General features: G+C 71.4%; 12 protein-coding genes. 5 read left to right on the top strand and 7 right to left on the bottom strand.

Features of this window, described 5'->3' with window-relative positions:
- Positions 1 to 64: 64 nt before the first annotated feature.
- Together ACWEV3_RS22695 and ACWEV3_RS22690 are read right to left on the bottom strand one after the other, a co-directional pair.
- A complete protein-coding gene (locus ACWEV3_RS22695) occupies positions 65 to 853 on the bottom strand; it encodes a 2-keto-4-pentenoate hydratase (protein WP_452615822.1) in 789 nt (262 codons plus the stop codon).
- A gap of 4 nt (positions 854 to 857) precedes the next feature.
- On the bottom strand, positions 858 to 2,435 hold the full coding sequence (locus tag ACWEV3_RS22690) for an FAD-binding protein (RefSeq protein ID WP_452615821.1): 1,578 nt from the start codon (positions 2,433 to 2,435) through the stop codon (positions 858 to 860).
- A gap of 145 nt (positions 2,436 to 2,580) precedes the next feature.
- Here ACWEV3_RS22690 and kstD point away from each other — a divergent pair, with 145 nt between their 5' ends.
- From kstD to ACWEV3_RS22670, 4 genes are all read left to right on the top strand, one after another.
- Positions 2,581 to 4,275 (top strand): 3-oxosteroid 1-dehydrogenase, encoded by a 1,695-nt coding sequence (gene kstD / locus ACWEV3_RS22685; RefSeq protein WP_452615820.1) that lies wholly within the window; start codon positions 2,581 to 2,583, stop codon positions 4,273 to 4,275.
- Positions 4,272 to 5,411, top strand: a complete 1,140-nt coding sequence (locus ACWEV3_RS22680) for a Rieske 2Fe-2S domain-containing protein (RefSeq protein ID WP_358572760.1) — start codon at positions 4,272 to 4,274, stop codon at positions 5,409 to 5,411. Before kstD ends, ACWEV3_RS22680 begins: the two co-directional genes overlap by 4 nt.
- Entirely contained in the window at positions 5,408 to 5,755 is a 348-nt protein-coding gene (locus ACWEV3_RS22675; RefSeq protein ID WP_452615819.1) for a hypothetical protein, read from the top strand. Before ACWEV3_RS22680 ends, ACWEV3_RS22675 begins: the two co-directional genes overlap by 4 nt.
- A 63-nt stretch (positions 5,756 to 5,818) precedes the next feature.
- Entirely contained in the window at positions 5,819 to 6,829 is a 1,011-nt protein-coding gene (locus tag ACWEV3_RS22670) for a 2Fe-2S iron-sulfur cluster-binding protein (RefSeq protein ID WP_452615818.1), read from the top strand.
- A 117-nt stretch (positions 6,830 to 6,946) separates the two neighbouring features.
- Here the strand turns inward: ACWEV3_RS22670 and ACWEV3_RS22665 are convergent, their stop codons facing one another.
- Positions 6,947 to 8,317 (bottom strand): FAD-binding oxidoreductase, encoded by a 1,371-nt coding sequence (locus tag ACWEV3_RS22665; protein WP_452615817.1) that lies wholly within the window; start codon positions 8,315 to 8,317, stop codon positions 6,947 to 6,949.
- Between the two features lie 63 nt (positions 8,318 to 8,380).
- On the opposite strand from ACWEV3_RS22665, the gene ACWEV3_RS22660 reads away from it, so the two are divergent.
- Entirely contained in the window at positions 8,381 to 9,355 is a 975-nt protein-coding gene (locus ACWEV3_RS22660; protein WP_452615816.1) for a helix-turn-helix transcriptional regulator, read from the top strand.
- A 383-nt stretch (positions 9,356 to 9,738) separates the two neighbouring features.
- On the opposite strand, the gene ACWEV3_RS22655 is transcribed toward ACWEV3_RS22660, so the two are convergent.
- Genes ACWEV3_RS22655 through ACWEV3_RS22640 form a run of 4 tightly spaced genes read right to left on the bottom strand, consistent with a single transcriptional unit; the run spans position 9,739 to position 13,465 of the window.
- On the bottom strand, positions 9,739 to 10,905 hold the full coding sequence (locus ACWEV3_RS22655) for a lipid-transfer protein (protein WP_452615815.1): 1,167 nt from the start codon (positions 10,903 to 10,905) through the stop codon (positions 9,739 to 9,741).
- Positions 10,902 to 11,327 carry a MaoC family dehydratase gene (locus tag ACWEV3_RS22650; RefSeq protein WP_452615814.1) on the bottom strand — a complete coding sequence of 142 codons (426 nt, stop codon included), beginning with the start codon at positions 11,325 to 11,327 and terminating at the stop codon, positions 10,902 to 10,904. Before ACWEV3_RS22650 ends, ACWEV3_RS22655 begins: the two co-directional genes overlap by 4 nt.
- On the bottom strand, positions 11,324 to 12,280 hold the full coding sequence (locus tag ACWEV3_RS22645; protein ID WP_452615813.1) for a bifunctional MaoC family dehydratase N-terminal/OB-fold nucleic acid binding domain-containing protein: 957 nt from the start codon (positions 12,278 to 12,280) through the stop codon (positions 11,324 to 11,326). Before ACWEV3_RS22645 ends, ACWEV3_RS22650 begins: the two co-directional genes overlap by 4 nt.
- 12 nt (positions 12,281 to 12,292) lie before the next feature.
- The gene (locus ACWEV3_RS22640) at positions 12,293 to 13,465 is read right to left on the bottom strand and encodes an acyl-CoA dehydrogenase family protein (RefSeq protein WP_452615812.1); all 1,173 of its coding nucleotides are present in this window, start codon (positions 13,463 to 13,465) and stop codon (positions 12,293 to 12,295) included.
- Positions 13,466 to 13,468 lie beyond the last annotated feature (3 nt).

Raw genomic sequence — 13,468 nt, 5'->3', positions numbered from 1 at the left:
TCCGCCTCCTTTCTGCAGGTCAGGTGTCGTGAGTGGTGGTGGCCGCCAGGGCGGCCACAACCACTCACGACCCGAACGACACCGACACGGAGCCCAGATCGGCTCCCCCGCACCGGAAGTCGGCGCGGAACTCGTCACCGGGCGACACGTCGATCGCACGGGTGCAGGAGCCGGGCAGCACGACGTTGCCGGCCCGCAGCCGCACGCCGAAGGCGGCGACCTTGCGCGCCAGCCAGGCGACGGCGGTGGCGGGGTTGCCCAGCACCGCGTCGGACCGGCCGTGCTCGATGGCCTCGCCGTTGCGCCACAGCACCGCGCCGATCCGTTTCAAGTCAACGGAACCCGGATCGATCCGCGCCGCGCCGAGCGCGAAGCCCGCCGAGGACGCGTTGTCCGCGATCGTGTCCACCAGGCTGATCCGCCAGTCGGCGATCCGGCTGTCGATCAGCTCGATCGCCGGCACCAGCGCCTCGGTCCCGGCCAGCACGTCGGCCTCGGTGCACTCCGCGGGCAGGTCCGCGCCCAGCAGGAACCCGACCTCGACCTCCACCCGCGGCACGCAGTACCGCCGCGGGTCGACCGGCTCGCCCTCGGGCAACCGCATGCTCGCCAGCAGGTGCCCGTAGTCGGGCTCGGACACGCCCATCATCTGCTGCATGACCGGCGAGGTCAGCCCGACCTTGTGGCCGACGACCGGCTCGTCGCGCCGGCGCACGTTCAGCAGCTGGATCTCGTAGGCGTCGACCGCGTCCAGCCGCGGGATCGCCTCCACCAGCGGCGGTATCGGCGCGCGATCGCGCTCCGCGTCCCAAAGCCGCTGCGCCACCTCGGCGCGCGCGTCAGCTGCCAGCATCCGTTCACCCCTTCGCCGAGTTGAGCCCGGCCCGGCGGCCGGAGAACACGCAGTCGGCCAGCGACAGCCCGCTGATGTAGGACTCCGAGCACACGCCGACTGCCGAGCGACCGGCCGCGAACAGGCCGGGAACGGTGCCGCCGTGCTCGTCCCGCACCTGCCCGGTGCCCTCGTCGACGAGCAGCCCGCCGAGGGTGAGCATCGGGCACGGGTAGGCCAGGCTCGGCCGGATCGAGACGTCCAGCAGCGCGAACGGCGGCCGGTCCAGGACCTGGACGAACTCCGCGGGTTTGCCCGCCGGATCGGGTTTCCCGTCGTGCGCCGCCATGTTGTGGCTGTCCACTGTGGTCTGCAATCCCGCAGCGTCGACACCGGCTGCGCGGGCGACCGATTCGAGCGTGTCGCCGGTCGCCGCGGTCGAGAGCAGGTACTGCGCTTGCAGCCGCTGGAACCACACCGTCTGGCTGCGCAGCTGCTGCTTCGCGAGCCGCTGCAACCGCTGGTCGACCAGCAGCCAGCCCCGACCGCCGTGCCGCTCGACGAGCGCCTGCCCATGCGCGGCGCCGTAGCGGGATTCGTCGCCGATCCGCCGACCGTCCCGGTCGACGAGGACGCCGCTGAGCATCGCGCTGGGCGGGCTGATGAAACGCCATGCCGAGATCCGGTCCAGCTTGCCGACCGCGCCGCCGGCGTCCTGCCCGAGCCGGATGCCGCTGCCGTCGTCGCCCTGCGTGCCCAGCGGCAGCCCGCCCCGGTAGGCGGGCGCGAATCGCCGCATCATCTCCCGGTTGGCCACGAATCCGCCTGCGGCCAGGACCACTGCCCGGTCCGCGTGGATCCGCACGGCTTCGCCGCGCCGCTCCAGCCGCTCGACCCGGCCGTGCAGCAGCCGCGCCAGTTTCGGCACGTACAGCCCGGGTTTCGCCGCGACGCGGCTCAACGCCCGGTGCACGCGGCGAGCGGCTCCGCCGACGCGCTCGCAGTCGACCGCGCAGACCCTGCCATCGGCGTCCAGCACCAGCTCTCGCGCGCGGGTCTCGGTGAGCACCTGGACCCCGGCCCGGCGCACCGCTTCCGCCAGCGCCGCGAACAGCACTTTCCCCGACGTGCCACGGCCCTTCGTGCGGTGGCCGCGCGGGGCGGGCGCGGCGACGTCGCGGAACCCGCCCGCCGCTTCGCTGCCGGAGTAGTAGAGGTAGTGCCGGTTGCTCGGGTACGACGTCTTGTACGGGCAGAGGCTTCCCTCGAACGGCACGCCCTGCTGCTCCAACCAGGTGATCATGTCGGCGCTGGAGTCGCAGAACCGGCGGAGCGTGTCCGCGCCGACCGCGTCGCCGACCTCTTCCCGCAGGTATGCGTACATCGCCTCGGGCGTGTCCGACACACCGGCCGCGCGCTGCTGCCGGGTGCCGCCACCGGCGTAGACGACGCCACCCGACAGGGCACTGGCACCGCCGCCGCCGAACCGGTCGATGAGCACCACTCGGGCGCCCGCGCGGGCCGCTTCGAGCGCGGCGCAGGCCCCGGCGACGCCGAAGCCGACGATCACCACATCGGCGTGCAACGCGCTGCGCTGGACCATCGCACCCCTCACAAGTTTGGAACAGGTTCTCTTCGTGAGTTCATCGAGGCAAGTGCCCGTTTTCTGGCTACACCATAGCGCCACTGGCGCAGAAATCTATAACATGTTTCAGTATTGACCGCGAGGTTGGCGCGAGGGAGGTGCGATGACCGCAGGGACACCCGATGCCCGCTCCGAGTTCGACGTCGTCGTGGTCGGCAGCGGCGCCGCCGGGATGACGGCGGCGCTCACGGCGGCCCGGCAGGGACTCGACGTCGTGCTCGTCGAGAAGGCGGCGAAGTTCGGCGGCTCCACGGCCCGCTCCGGCGGCGGCGTGTGGGTACCGAACAACCACGTGCTCGCCGAGGCCGGCATCACCGACAGCCCGGAAGCCGCGAGCGCCTACCTCGCCCACATCGTCGGCGACGCGGTCGACCCCGAACTGCAGGCGGCCTTCCTGGCAGCCGGCCCGCGGATGCTCGCCGAGGTCCTGCCGAGCACGCCGCTGCGCATGCGGTGGGTGCCCGAATACGCGGACTACTACCCCGAAGCCCCCGGCGGCCGGGTGCGCGGGCGATCCATCGAGGCCGCACCGCTGGACGGCCGGGTGCTCGGCGACCTGCTCGCCGACCTCGAACCCGGCTACGGCAAGTCCCCGGCGAACCTGGTCGTCACGCAGGCCGACTTCCGGTGGCTGAACCTGCTCGCCCGCCACCCGCGCGGCCCGCTGCGCGCCCTGCGGGTGGGAACGCGCTGGCTGATCGCCCGGATCCGCGGGCAGCGCCTGCTCGCGCTCGGCCAAGCGCTGTCCGCGGGCCTGCGGGTCGCGCTGCGGGACGCCGGCGTGCCGGTGTGGCTGAACACCCCGCTGGTCGACCTGGAGCACGACGACGGCCGGGTCACCGGTGTCGTCGTCGAGCACGACGGTGAGCGCCGGATCTTGTCGGCGCGGCGCGGAGTGGTGCTGGCCGCAGGCGGTTTCGAGCACAACGAACAACTGCGCAAGCAGCACCAGCGCGAGCCGATCGGTACGCAGTGGACAGTCGGAGCGAAGGCCAACACCGGCGACGCGATCATCGCCGCCCAGCGGCTCGGTGCCGCGACGGAGCTGATGGACGACGCGTGGTGGGGGCCGTCGATCCCGCTGCCCGGCGGACCGTGGTTCTGCCTCGCCGAACGAACCCTGCCCGGCTGCATCCTGGTCAACGGCGATGGAGAGCGGTTCGTCAACGAGGCCGCGCCGTACGTCGACGCGGTGCACGCCATGTACGGCCCCGGCGACGGGCCCGGGCGGCACATGCCCACCTGGCTCATCGCCGATCAGCGCTACCGCAACCGGTACATGTTCGCGGGCCTGGGCCCGCGGCAGCCGTTCCCGGGCCGCTGGTACAAGACGGGGGCCATCCAGCGGGCGGCGACGGTCGAAGCGCTGGCCGAGCGCATCGACGTGCCCGCCGATGCGCTGCGCCGCACGATCGAGCGGTTCAACGGCTTCGCGCGCAACGGGGTGGACGCCGACTTCCAGCGCGGCGACTCCGGATACGACCGCTACTACGGCGATCCGCGCAACAAGCCGAACCCCAGCCTGGGCGCGCTGGAGGTAGCGCCGTTCTACGCCGTGAAGATCGTGCCGGGCGACCTCGGCACCAAGGGCGGCCTGCGCACCGACGTGCACGCTCGGGTGCTGCGCGACGACGGCACGCCCATCGAAGGCCTTTACGCGGCAGGCAACACCAGCGCCGCCGTGATGGGCCGAACCTACGCGGGGCCGGGCGCGACCCTCGGCCCAGCGATGACCTTCGGATACCTCGCCGCGCAACACCTGGCAACCGAGGCGGTACGAGCGAAAGGGACGAGATGACGGCGGCAAACAACGACGAGGTGCGCACCATCGACGTCGGGACCCCACCGACCCGGTTCGCGCGCGGCTGGCACTGCCTCGGACCGGTCGAGCAGTTCAAGGACGGCCGGCCGCACGCCGTGGAGGCGTTCGGCACCAAGCTCGTCGTGTTCCAGGGCGAGGACGGCGGCCTCAACGTGCTCGACGGCTACTGCAGGCACATGGGTGGCGACCTCACGCAGGGCACCATCAAGGGCAACGCGGTCGCCTGCCCGTTCCACGACTGGCGCTGGGCGGGCAACGGCCGCTGCACCGGAATCCCCTACGCGAAGCGGATTCCGCTGCGCGCCCGCACCAAGGCGTGGCCCGCGATGGAGGAGAACAAGCAGCTTTTCGTGTGGAACGACCCGCAGGGCAACCCGCCCCCGGCGGACGTGACGATCCCGCACCTGCCGGAGTCGTTCTCCGACGAGTGGAGCAACTGGACCTGGGACACCGTGCGCATCGAGGGCTCGAACTGCCGCGAGATCGTCGACAACGTGGTGGACATGGCGCACTTCTTCTACATCCACTTCGCGTTCCCGACGTACTTCAAGAACGTCTTCGAAGGCCACATCGCCAGCCAGTACCTGACCACCAAGGGCCGCCCGGACATCGGCGCGGGCACCTACTCCGGCAGCGACAACCAGGTGCGCTCGGAGGCGTCGTACTACGGGCCGTCGTACATGATCGACCGGCTGTGGAACGAGTACCACGGCTACACCATCGAGACGATCCTGATCAACTGCCACTACCCGATCACCGCCGACTCGTTCGTGCTGCAGTGGGGCGTGCTGGTCAAGAAGCTGCCGGGGCTCTCCGACGAGCAGGCGGACAAGCTGGCGGCCAAGATCGCCAAGAACACCGGCGTCGGGTTCCTGCAGGACGTGGAGATCTGGCGGAACAAGACGCGGATCGACAACCCGCTGCTGTGCGAGGAGGACGGCCCGGTCTACCAGCTGCGCCGCTGGTACGAGCAGTTCTACGTGGACGTCGAGGACGTCAGCGAGGACATGGTGGCGCGGTTCGAGTTCGAAGTGGACACCAGCCGCGCGAACGAGGTGTGGGAGCGGGAAGTCGCGGAGAACCTCGCGCGCAAGCAGGCGGAGAGCTCATGACCTGGGCGAAGGCACCGGATCTGGCCGACCGGCCCGCGGCGCTGGCCAGGGTGCGCGAGGACACGGCCGCCGACCGGGCCGACTACCTGCGGTCGGGGCTGTGCCCGGTGGAGTGCGGGCGCTGCGGCGTGCGGGTGCTGGCGAAGAAGAACAGCCCGCAGCACACCAGCATCCAGTGGACCGCCGAAGGCGCTCGCCGGTGCGCGACGTTCGCCGACCGTCCGGGCGAGGTCGCCGAGTCCTGCGCCGACGTGCTGGCGAGCGTCGACGCCGCGGCCCGCGACGGCCACCTCACCACGTCGCCGCAGGATTCCGATGGAGCCCAGAACCGCAATTTCCATTGAAATCGAAGGTTCGATTTCAATGGAAATTGCGGACCAGACCCCAGGAGACCCCAGGAGCCAGTGATGCCCGAACCCGCCCGACTGCGGGTCGCCGCGGTCATCGACGAGACCCGGGACAGCCGGTCGCTGGTGTTCGAGCCGCCACCGGAGTGGTCCTACCGGCCCGGCCAGTTCCTCACCCTGCGAATCCCCAGCGACCGCACCGGTTCGGTGGCGCGCAGCTACTCCCTGTCCAGCTCGCCGCACGTCGACGAGGCGTGGCAGGTCACGGTGAAGCGAGCCGGCTACGGCTCGAACTGGTTGTGCGACAACGTCGTCGCCGGGACCACTGTGGACGTTCTGCCGCCCGGCGGGGCGTTCACGCCGGGTTCGCTGGACGAGGACTTCCTGCTGCTCGCGGCGGGCAGCGGGATCACGCCGGTGATCTCCATCGCGAAGTCGGTGCTGGCGGCCGGGACCGGGCGCGTGGCGATCGTCTACGCCAACCAGGACGAGGATTCGGTCATCTTCGCCGCCGAGCTCCGGGATCTGAACGCCCGGCACCCCGACCGGCTCGTCGTGGTGCACTGGCTGGAATCGGTGCAAGGCCGCCCGACGGTGCCCGCACTCCGCGAGCTGATCAGGCCGTTCGCGGACCGCGAGTGCTTCGTGTGCGGCCCGGGCGGTTTCATGGACGCCGCCGCGGAAGCGCTGAAGGACCTGGAAGTCCCGCGCGCTCGGACCCACGTCGAACGCTTCGTCTCGCTGAAGCGCAACCCCTTCGAGAAGAAGCGGCCCAAAGCGCCCGAACCGGCCGAGGACGCCGCGACGATCGCGGTCGAGCTCGACGGCGAACACCACCGGTTCGCGTGGCCGCGCCAGAAGCGCCTGCTGGACCTGCTCCTGGAAAAGGGCCTGGACGCGCCGTTCTCCTGCCGCGAAGGCGCGTGCAGCGCCTGCGCCTGCCGGATCCGGAGCGGCGAGGTGAAGATGCTCCAGAACTCGGTCCTCGACCAGGAAGACCTCGACGACGGAATCATCCTGGCCTGCCAGTCCCTCCCGATCACCGACGAGGTCCACATCACCTACGAGTGAGCGCTCCGGCGAGCACGTCCGAGGCGAAGCGAACGGACCGTTCGCCCCGGTAGACGAGGTGAACAGGCCGTTCGCTCGGCCTCTTCGGGGCACGAGCCTCCTGCCAGCCTCAAACACTCACGAGCGCGCCGGCGGGATGTTGTGGTTCAGGCGGAAGAGGTTCTTCGGATCGTGGCTCGCCTTCATCGCAGCAAGGCGGTCGTAGTCGGCCGGATCGTAGGCCGCGCGGACGCCTTCCGGATCGGCGCTGCCGCCCGCCAGGAAGTTCAGGTTGCGGCCGCCCGTCGACCACGGGGACATCTCGCGCATGACGCGGCTCTGCAGCTCGCGGGCCGCGTCGACGGTGGCTTCGTCGACCTTGGAGTTGACGCCGAAGACGTACGGCGCGTCGCGGTGCCCGACGCAGTTGCCCGCCGGCCGGGACAGCGCGCCGCCGAGGTGGCGGACCTCGACCACGCACCGCTGCGGCGCGTCCGGGCCGACCAGGTCCAGCAGCGTCTTGATCGCCGCGTCGTCGAAGTCGTGCAGCATCGCGTTGTCCGTGACGTAGCCCATCGGCTGGACCGGGTCGTTGTTGATCGAGCCGACCTCCCGGTACGGCATCTCGCGCACCGAGTCGATCAGCCGCGGCCCGACCGCTCGCAGCGGCTCGGTCAGCCGCTCCCCTTCCGCCGGATCACCGGCGTACGCGATGCGCACGTGCACGACGTGGCGGCCGCGCAGCGGCTCCGGGAGGGCCGGAACGTCCGGGAACGGGACCAGCGCGACCGAGGAGGTCATCTCCTCCGGCAGGTCGCGGGTCCACTGCTGCCAGCTCCGCAGCACGTCGCCGATCAGGTGCGAGTCGAAGTACAGCCCGCCGCCGTAGAGACTCGCGACCGGCATCAGGTCCACCTCCATGCCGGTCACCACGCCGAAGTTGCCGCCCGCGCCGCGCAGCGCCCAGAACAGCTCGGCGTCGGATTCCGCGGTGACGCGGCGGAGCCGCCCGTCGGCGGTGACGATCTCGATGGCCCGCACGTGGTCGGCGGCGTAGCCGTAGCGCCGCCCGAGGTGCCCGAGGCCGCCGCCGAGGGTGTAAGACACCGCGCCGACGTGCGGTGCGCTGCCGGACAGCGGCGCCAGCCCGAACTCCGCCGCGGCCTCGACCACCTGGCCCCAGCGCACGCCCGCGGCGAACCACGCGGTGCGTCGCTCGGCGTCGATCCGGACCTCCGACATGCGACCGGTCGTGATCAGCAGCCCGCCCTCGACCTCGGAGGCGATGCCGTGACCAGTGCTCAGCACCGCCACCGGCAGGTCCAGCGCCGTCGCGAACTCGACCGCCGCCCGCACATCTTCCGCGTCGACCGCGCCCACCACGACCTGCGGTCGGCGCTGGTCGAAGGCCAGGAATCCGGAACGTTCGGCGTCGTAGTCGGTGTCTCCCGGCAGGAACACCGGTCCCTGCACGCGGTCGGTCAGTGCGGCGAATTCGTTTGGTGCCATGCCCGAAACACTAACCGACCTTGAGGACAGTTCTTGTCCTCAAGGGTGTGCGATCCTGAGAACATGACGACGACGCTGCCCGCCCGGTTGCTCCGCCTGCTGTCGCTGCTGCAGAGCCGCCGCGAGTGGTCCGGCGGCGAGCTCGCCGACCGGCTGGAGGTCACCGGCCGCACCGTGCGCCGCGACATCGACCGGCTCCGCGAGCTCGGCTACCCGGTCGAGAGCACCACCGGCACCGCAGGCGGCTACCGGCTGGCCTCGGGCAAGAACCTGCCGCCGCTGCTGCTCGACGACGACGAAGCCGTCGCGGTGGCGGCCGGGCTGCTCACCGCCGCGAGCGGCAGCGTGACCGGCATCGAGGAGAGCTCGATCCGCGCGCTGGCCAAGCTGGAGCAGGTGCTCCCGGCCCGGCTGCGCGGCCGGGTGGGAGCCCTCGCGGGCGCGACGGTGCCGGTGGTGGTGCGCGACGGCCCGCAGGTCGACGCCGGGACGCTGGCGCTCATCGGGGCGGCCTGCCGCGATCACGAGGTGCTGTCCTTCGACTACGAGAAGCGCGGTGGCGCAACGGAATCCCGTCGGGTCGAACCGCACAGCCTGGTCGCGGTGCGCGGCCTGTGGTACCTGATCGCCTTCGACCGCGATCGCGAGGACTGGCGCACCTTCCGCGCCGACCGCCTGATCCGGCCACTGGCCACCGGCCGCCGCTTCGAACCGCAAGCCCTACCTGCGGAAAGCCCGGCCGCGCACATCCGGCGCTCGATCATCGACGCGCCCTACCGCTACTCCGCCCGAGTCACGGTGCAAGCCCCCGCCGAGACCGTGCGCGAGCACCTGCACCCGCTGCTGCCGGACCGGGTCACCCCGATCGACGAGCACAGCTGCACCGTGCGGCTCGGCGAGGACGCGCTGCCCGCGATCACCCGCCGTGTCCTCGACCTGGCCGTCCTCGACGCCGACTTCACCATCGACGCCCCGGAGGACCTGCGCGATCACCTGCGATCACGTCTCGGGCGATTGCTCGACGTGCTGTCCGGGTAGCCGACCACGGTGAGTGCCCGAATTTCCCCCGAGAAACCGACCGTTTGCACCTTTTCCTCGAAGCGATCTCGGCCGACGTGAAGTCCGAGGGCACGAAGATCGGGAGTGAACCATGGGTGTCGGCGGCGCAATCCGAGCCAAACTCACGCAGTACCGAGGCCGGATCGCACTCCGATGCAGACCCCCGCACGTCCCGAACATGGACGAATGCCCGGCCGGCGGCGGCCACGCGCCGGTCCCGAAGCAGGGCGGCGGCGGGCGCATCTGCGCCAAGTGCGGCGAGTCCTGCTAGCAGGGCGCCCGGGGCGGCGGTTTCGCGCGAAACCGTCATCCGCAGGCGTGGCGAACGCCGTTCTCGCGCGAAACCGGCGCAACCGCGAAGCTCACGCCGTCGATAGCACCAGGCCGCTGGTCGGGACGCCCGTTCCGGCCGTGACCACGACGTGCTCGACGTCGTCGACCTGGTTCACCGCCGAGCCCCGGACCTGCCGGACCGCCTCGGCGATGCCGTTCATGCCGTGGATGTAGGCCTCGCCGAGCTGGCCGCCGTGGGTGTTCAGCGGCAGCCGCCCGCCGAGCTCGATCGCGCCGCCGGCGATGAAGTCCTTCGCCTCGCCGCGCCCGCAGAAGCCCAGTTCCTCCAGCTGCACCAGGACGAACGGCGTGAAGTGGTCGTAGAGGATGCCGACCTGGACGTCCTGCGGCCCGATCCCCGCCTGCCGCCACAACTGCCGGGCCACCACGCCCATCTCCGGCAGCGCCGCCAGGTCGTCGCGGTAGTAGCTGGTCATGGTGAACTGGTCGGCGCCGCTGCCCTGCGCGGCCGCGGCCACGACGGCCGGCGGGTGCGGCAGGTCCGCGGCCCGCGCCCGGCTCGTCACCACGATCGCCACCCCACCGTCGCTTTCCTGGCAGCAGTCGAGCAGCCGCAGCGGCTCGGTGATCCAGCGCGACGCCTGGTGGTCGGCCAGGGTGATCGGCCGCTGGTAGAACCAGGCGTGGGGGTTGGTCGCCGCGTGCTTGCGGTCGGCCACCGCGACGCGGCCGAAGTCCTCGCTGGTGGCGCCGTAGTCGTGCATGTAGCGGCGGGCGAACATCGCGACCTGCGCGCCGGGCGTGGCCACGCCGACCGGGTACGACCAGCTGTTGTCCAGCCCCGACGAGGTCGGTGCCGCGGCTGCCGCGGCCTGCACCTGCCCGAACCGGCTCCCGGAGCGCTCGTTGAACGCCCGGTAGCAGACCACGACCTCCGCCACGCCGGTGGCCACGGCCATCGCGGCCTGCTGCACCGTGGCGCACGCCGCGCCGCCGCCGTAGTGGATGCGGCTGAAGAAGCTCAGCTCCGGGATGCCCAGCTCCCGGGCGACGGCCGTCTCGGTGTTGTTGTCCATGGTGAAGGTCACCAGGCCATCCACATCGGACGGTTCCAGCCCGGCGTCCGCGAGGGCGGCCCGGACGGCCTCGGCGGCCAGCTGCAACTCGCTGCGCCCGGATTCCTTGGAGAACTCCGTCGCGCCGATCCCGACGATCGCCGCTTCACCCGAGATCATCGCGCCACCTCCGGAAGTTCCACCCGGACCGTGCCGGTGACGTGCGTGCCGAGGCTGTTGCGGCCCAGCACCTCCACGACGAGCACGTCACCGTCCCGCTCCAGGACCTGGCCGTGCATGGTCAGCACGTCGTAGGCGTAGCACGGCACGCCCAGCTTGATCGCCACCCCGCGCACCAGGGCCTCCGGCCCGGCCCAGTCGGTGACGTAGCGCTGCACCAGGCCGGTGGTGGTGAGGATGTTGACGAAGATGTCCTTGGAGCCCTTGGCCACCGCGAGGTCGCGATCGTGGTGCACGTCCTGGAAGTCGCGGGTGGCGATGGCGGTGCTGACCACGAAGGTCGGCGAGACCTCGATGCGTTCCTCCGGCAGCGCGTCGCCGATGGCCACTTCGGCGAGCGACCGCGTTCGAGCCAGTGTCATGACGCCTTCGGCCTCCATCCGGGTAGCACCAGTTCGTCGTCGATCCGCTGGAAGTCGGCCACGACCCGCTGGCCGATCTCGACCGCCACCGGGTCGACGCCGCGCAGCTCGCCGAGCATCCGCACGCCCTCGTCGAGCTCGACCAGCGCGACGACCAGCGGCAGTTCCTTGCCCGGCACCGGCGGGTGGTGGTGCACGATGTAGCTGTAGACCTCGCCGAGGCCCTCGGAAACCAGGTAGGTCCGCTTGGTGGCGCCGCACTCGGGGCACATCGGCCCCGGCGGGTGCCGCAGCAGCCCGCACTGCCCGCAGCGCTGGATGCGCAGCTCGCCGGCCGCCGTGCCCTCCCAGAAGTACGCGGTGTCCGGGTTGATCGCCGGCCGGATCACGTCGGCGCCGGATCGTTGTTGCGGCGCTTCGGGTTTCCGCTCCGGCGGGCGGAACTTCAGGACCCGGAACAGCATCTCGGCCACCGGCTCGTCGCCGACGTACCAGGTGTTGCGGGTGGTGACGAACCAGCCTTCCCCGAGACCGGTCTTCTTCGGCCCGACGACGCCGTCCAGCCGGGTGGTGACGGTGAGCTGCTCGCCGTGCCGCAGGTACCGGTGGTAGGTCTGCTCGCAGTTGGTCGCGACGACCGAGATGTACCCGGCGTCGTCGAGCGCGGCCATCATCGCGTACAGCGGGTCGTCGGTGTCGCGGTCCGGGTGCAGGCCGCCCATCGTCCACACCTGCGCCATCGCCGGGGGCGCGACCGGTCCACCGTGGACCGATGCGGCCGCGTCGGCCGCCGAGGTGTAGACGGGGTTGGCGTCGCCGATCGCCTCCACCCAGTTGTTGATCATCGGGAGGTTCACGGGATCGCGCGCGGCTCGCGGGGCGCTCGGCCCGCGCTGCTGGATGCGGTCGGCGGCGGCCAGGATGGCGTCCGCCGCGGTGGCAGTGCTGGTCATGTTCCCTCCGGCTCAGCGCGGCACGCGTGGCAGGTCGAGTCCGGCAGTGGCGATCAGTTCGCGCTGCACCTCGTTGACCCCACCGCCGAAGGTGAGCACGAGGTTGCGCTTGTACTGCACGTCGAGCCAGGCGAGCAGGTCCGCGGTGTCCACATCGGACGGATCGCCGTGCCGGCCGACGACCTCGGCCAGCAGCCGGCCCAGGTGCTGGATGCGCTCCGAGGAGAACACCTTGGTCGCCGAGGCGTCCGCGACGGCCACCGGCCCGAGCGCGGCCGCCGCCGCGACCTGCCAGTTGAGCAGCTCGTTGACCCGCTCGCAGGCGCGCACCCGCGCGAGGACCCGGCGCACGTCGGGCAGTTCGAGCAGCGGCGTTCCGTCCGGCGCGGCCCGGCCCCGCGCCCACTCGCGCACCCGGTCGCGCATGCCCGCGATGCGCCCGGCCGGTCCGAGCATGACGCGCTCGTGGTTGAGCTGGGTGGTGATCAGCCTCCAGCCCCTGTCCTGCTCCCCCACCAGCATGTCAGCCGGCACCCGGACGTCCTGGTAGTAGCTGGCGTTCACGTGGTGCGCGCCGTCGCAGGTGATGATCGGCGTCCACGAGTAGCCGGGATCGCGGGTGTCCACGATGAGGATCGAGATCCCCTTGTGCTTGGGCGCATCGGGGTCGGTCCGGCAGGCCAGCCAGATGTAGTCGGCGTCGTGCGCGCCGGTGGTGAAGATCTTCTGCCCGTTGACCACGTAGGAGTCGCCGTCGCGGACCGCCGCGGTGCGCAGCGAGGCCAGGTCCGTGCCCGCGTCGGGCTCGGTGTAGCCGATCGCGAAGTGGATCTCGCCGGCCAGGATCTTGGGCAGGAAGAACGCCTTCTGCTCGGGCGTGCCGTAGGCCTGCAGGGTCGGCCCGACCGTTTGCAGCGTCACGGCGGGCAACTGCACGTCCGCCCGGGCGGCCTCGTTGGCGAAGATCAGCTGCTCGACCTCACCGAAGCCGCGCCCGCCGTACTCGACGGGCCAGCCGACGCCGAGCCAGCCGTCCCGCCCCATCCGGCGCACCACGTCGCGGTGCGCGGAGCAGTGCCGGTCCACCGCCATCCGCTCGCGCTCGTCGCGCGTCACGAGATCGCCGAAGTAGGCCCGCAGTTCGTCCTGCAGGGCGCGTTGCCCGGCGGTGAGTTCGATGAACATGCC

The organism is Saccharopolyspora sp. NPDC003752 (genome assembly GCF_053605825.1).
This window is presented reverse-complemented; position numbering and strand designations above follow the sequence as displayed.

Coding starts and splice junctions, on each gene's coding strand:
- ACWEV3_RS22640 (WP_452615812.1), bottom strand. CDS start 13,465: ATGTTCATCGAACTCACCGCCGGGCAACGCGCCCTGCAGGACGAACTG.
- ACWEV3_RS22680 (WP_358572760.1), top strand. CDS start 4,272: ATGACGGCGGCAAACAACGACGAGGTGCGCACCATCGACGTCGGGACC.
- ACWEV3_RS22660 (WP_452615816.1), top strand. CDS start 8,381: ATGACGACGACGCTGCCCGCCCGGTTGCTCCGCCTGCTGTCGCTGCTG.
- ACWEV3_RS22670 (WP_452615818.1), top strand. CDS start 5,819: ATGCCCGAACCCGCCCGACTGCGGGTCGCCGCGGTCATCGACGAGACC.
- ACWEV3_RS22690 (WP_452615821.1), bottom strand. CDS start 2,435: ATGGTCCAGCGCAGCGCGTTGCACGCCGATGTGGTGATCGTCGGCTTC.
- ACWEV3_RS22665 (WP_452615817.1), bottom strand. CDS start 8,317: ATGGCACCAAACGAATTCGCCGCACTGACCGACCGCGTGCAGGGACCG.
- kstD (WP_452615820.1), top strand. CDS start 2,581: ATGACCGCAGGGACACCCGATGCCCGCTCCGAGTTCGACGTCGTCGTG.
- ACWEV3_RS22695 (WP_452615822.1), bottom strand. CDS start 853: ATGCTGGCAGCTGACGCGCGCGCCGAGGTGGCGCAGCGGCTTTGGGAC.
- ACWEV3_RS22650 (WP_452615814.1), bottom strand. CDS start 11,327: ATGACACTGGCTCGAACGCGGTCGCTCGCCGAAGTGGCCATCGGCGAC.
- ACWEV3_RS22645 (WP_452615813.1), bottom strand. CDS start 12,280: ATGACCAGCACTGCCACCGCGGCGGACGCCATCCTGGCCGCCGCCGAC.
- ACWEV3_RS22655 (WP_452615815.1), bottom strand. CDS start 10,905: ATGATCTCGGGTGAAGCGGCGATCGTCGGGATCGGCGCGACGGAGTTC.
- ACWEV3_RS22675 (WP_452615819.1), top strand. CDS start 5,408: ATGACCTGGGCGAAGGCACCGGATCTGGCCGACCGGCCCGCGGCGCTG.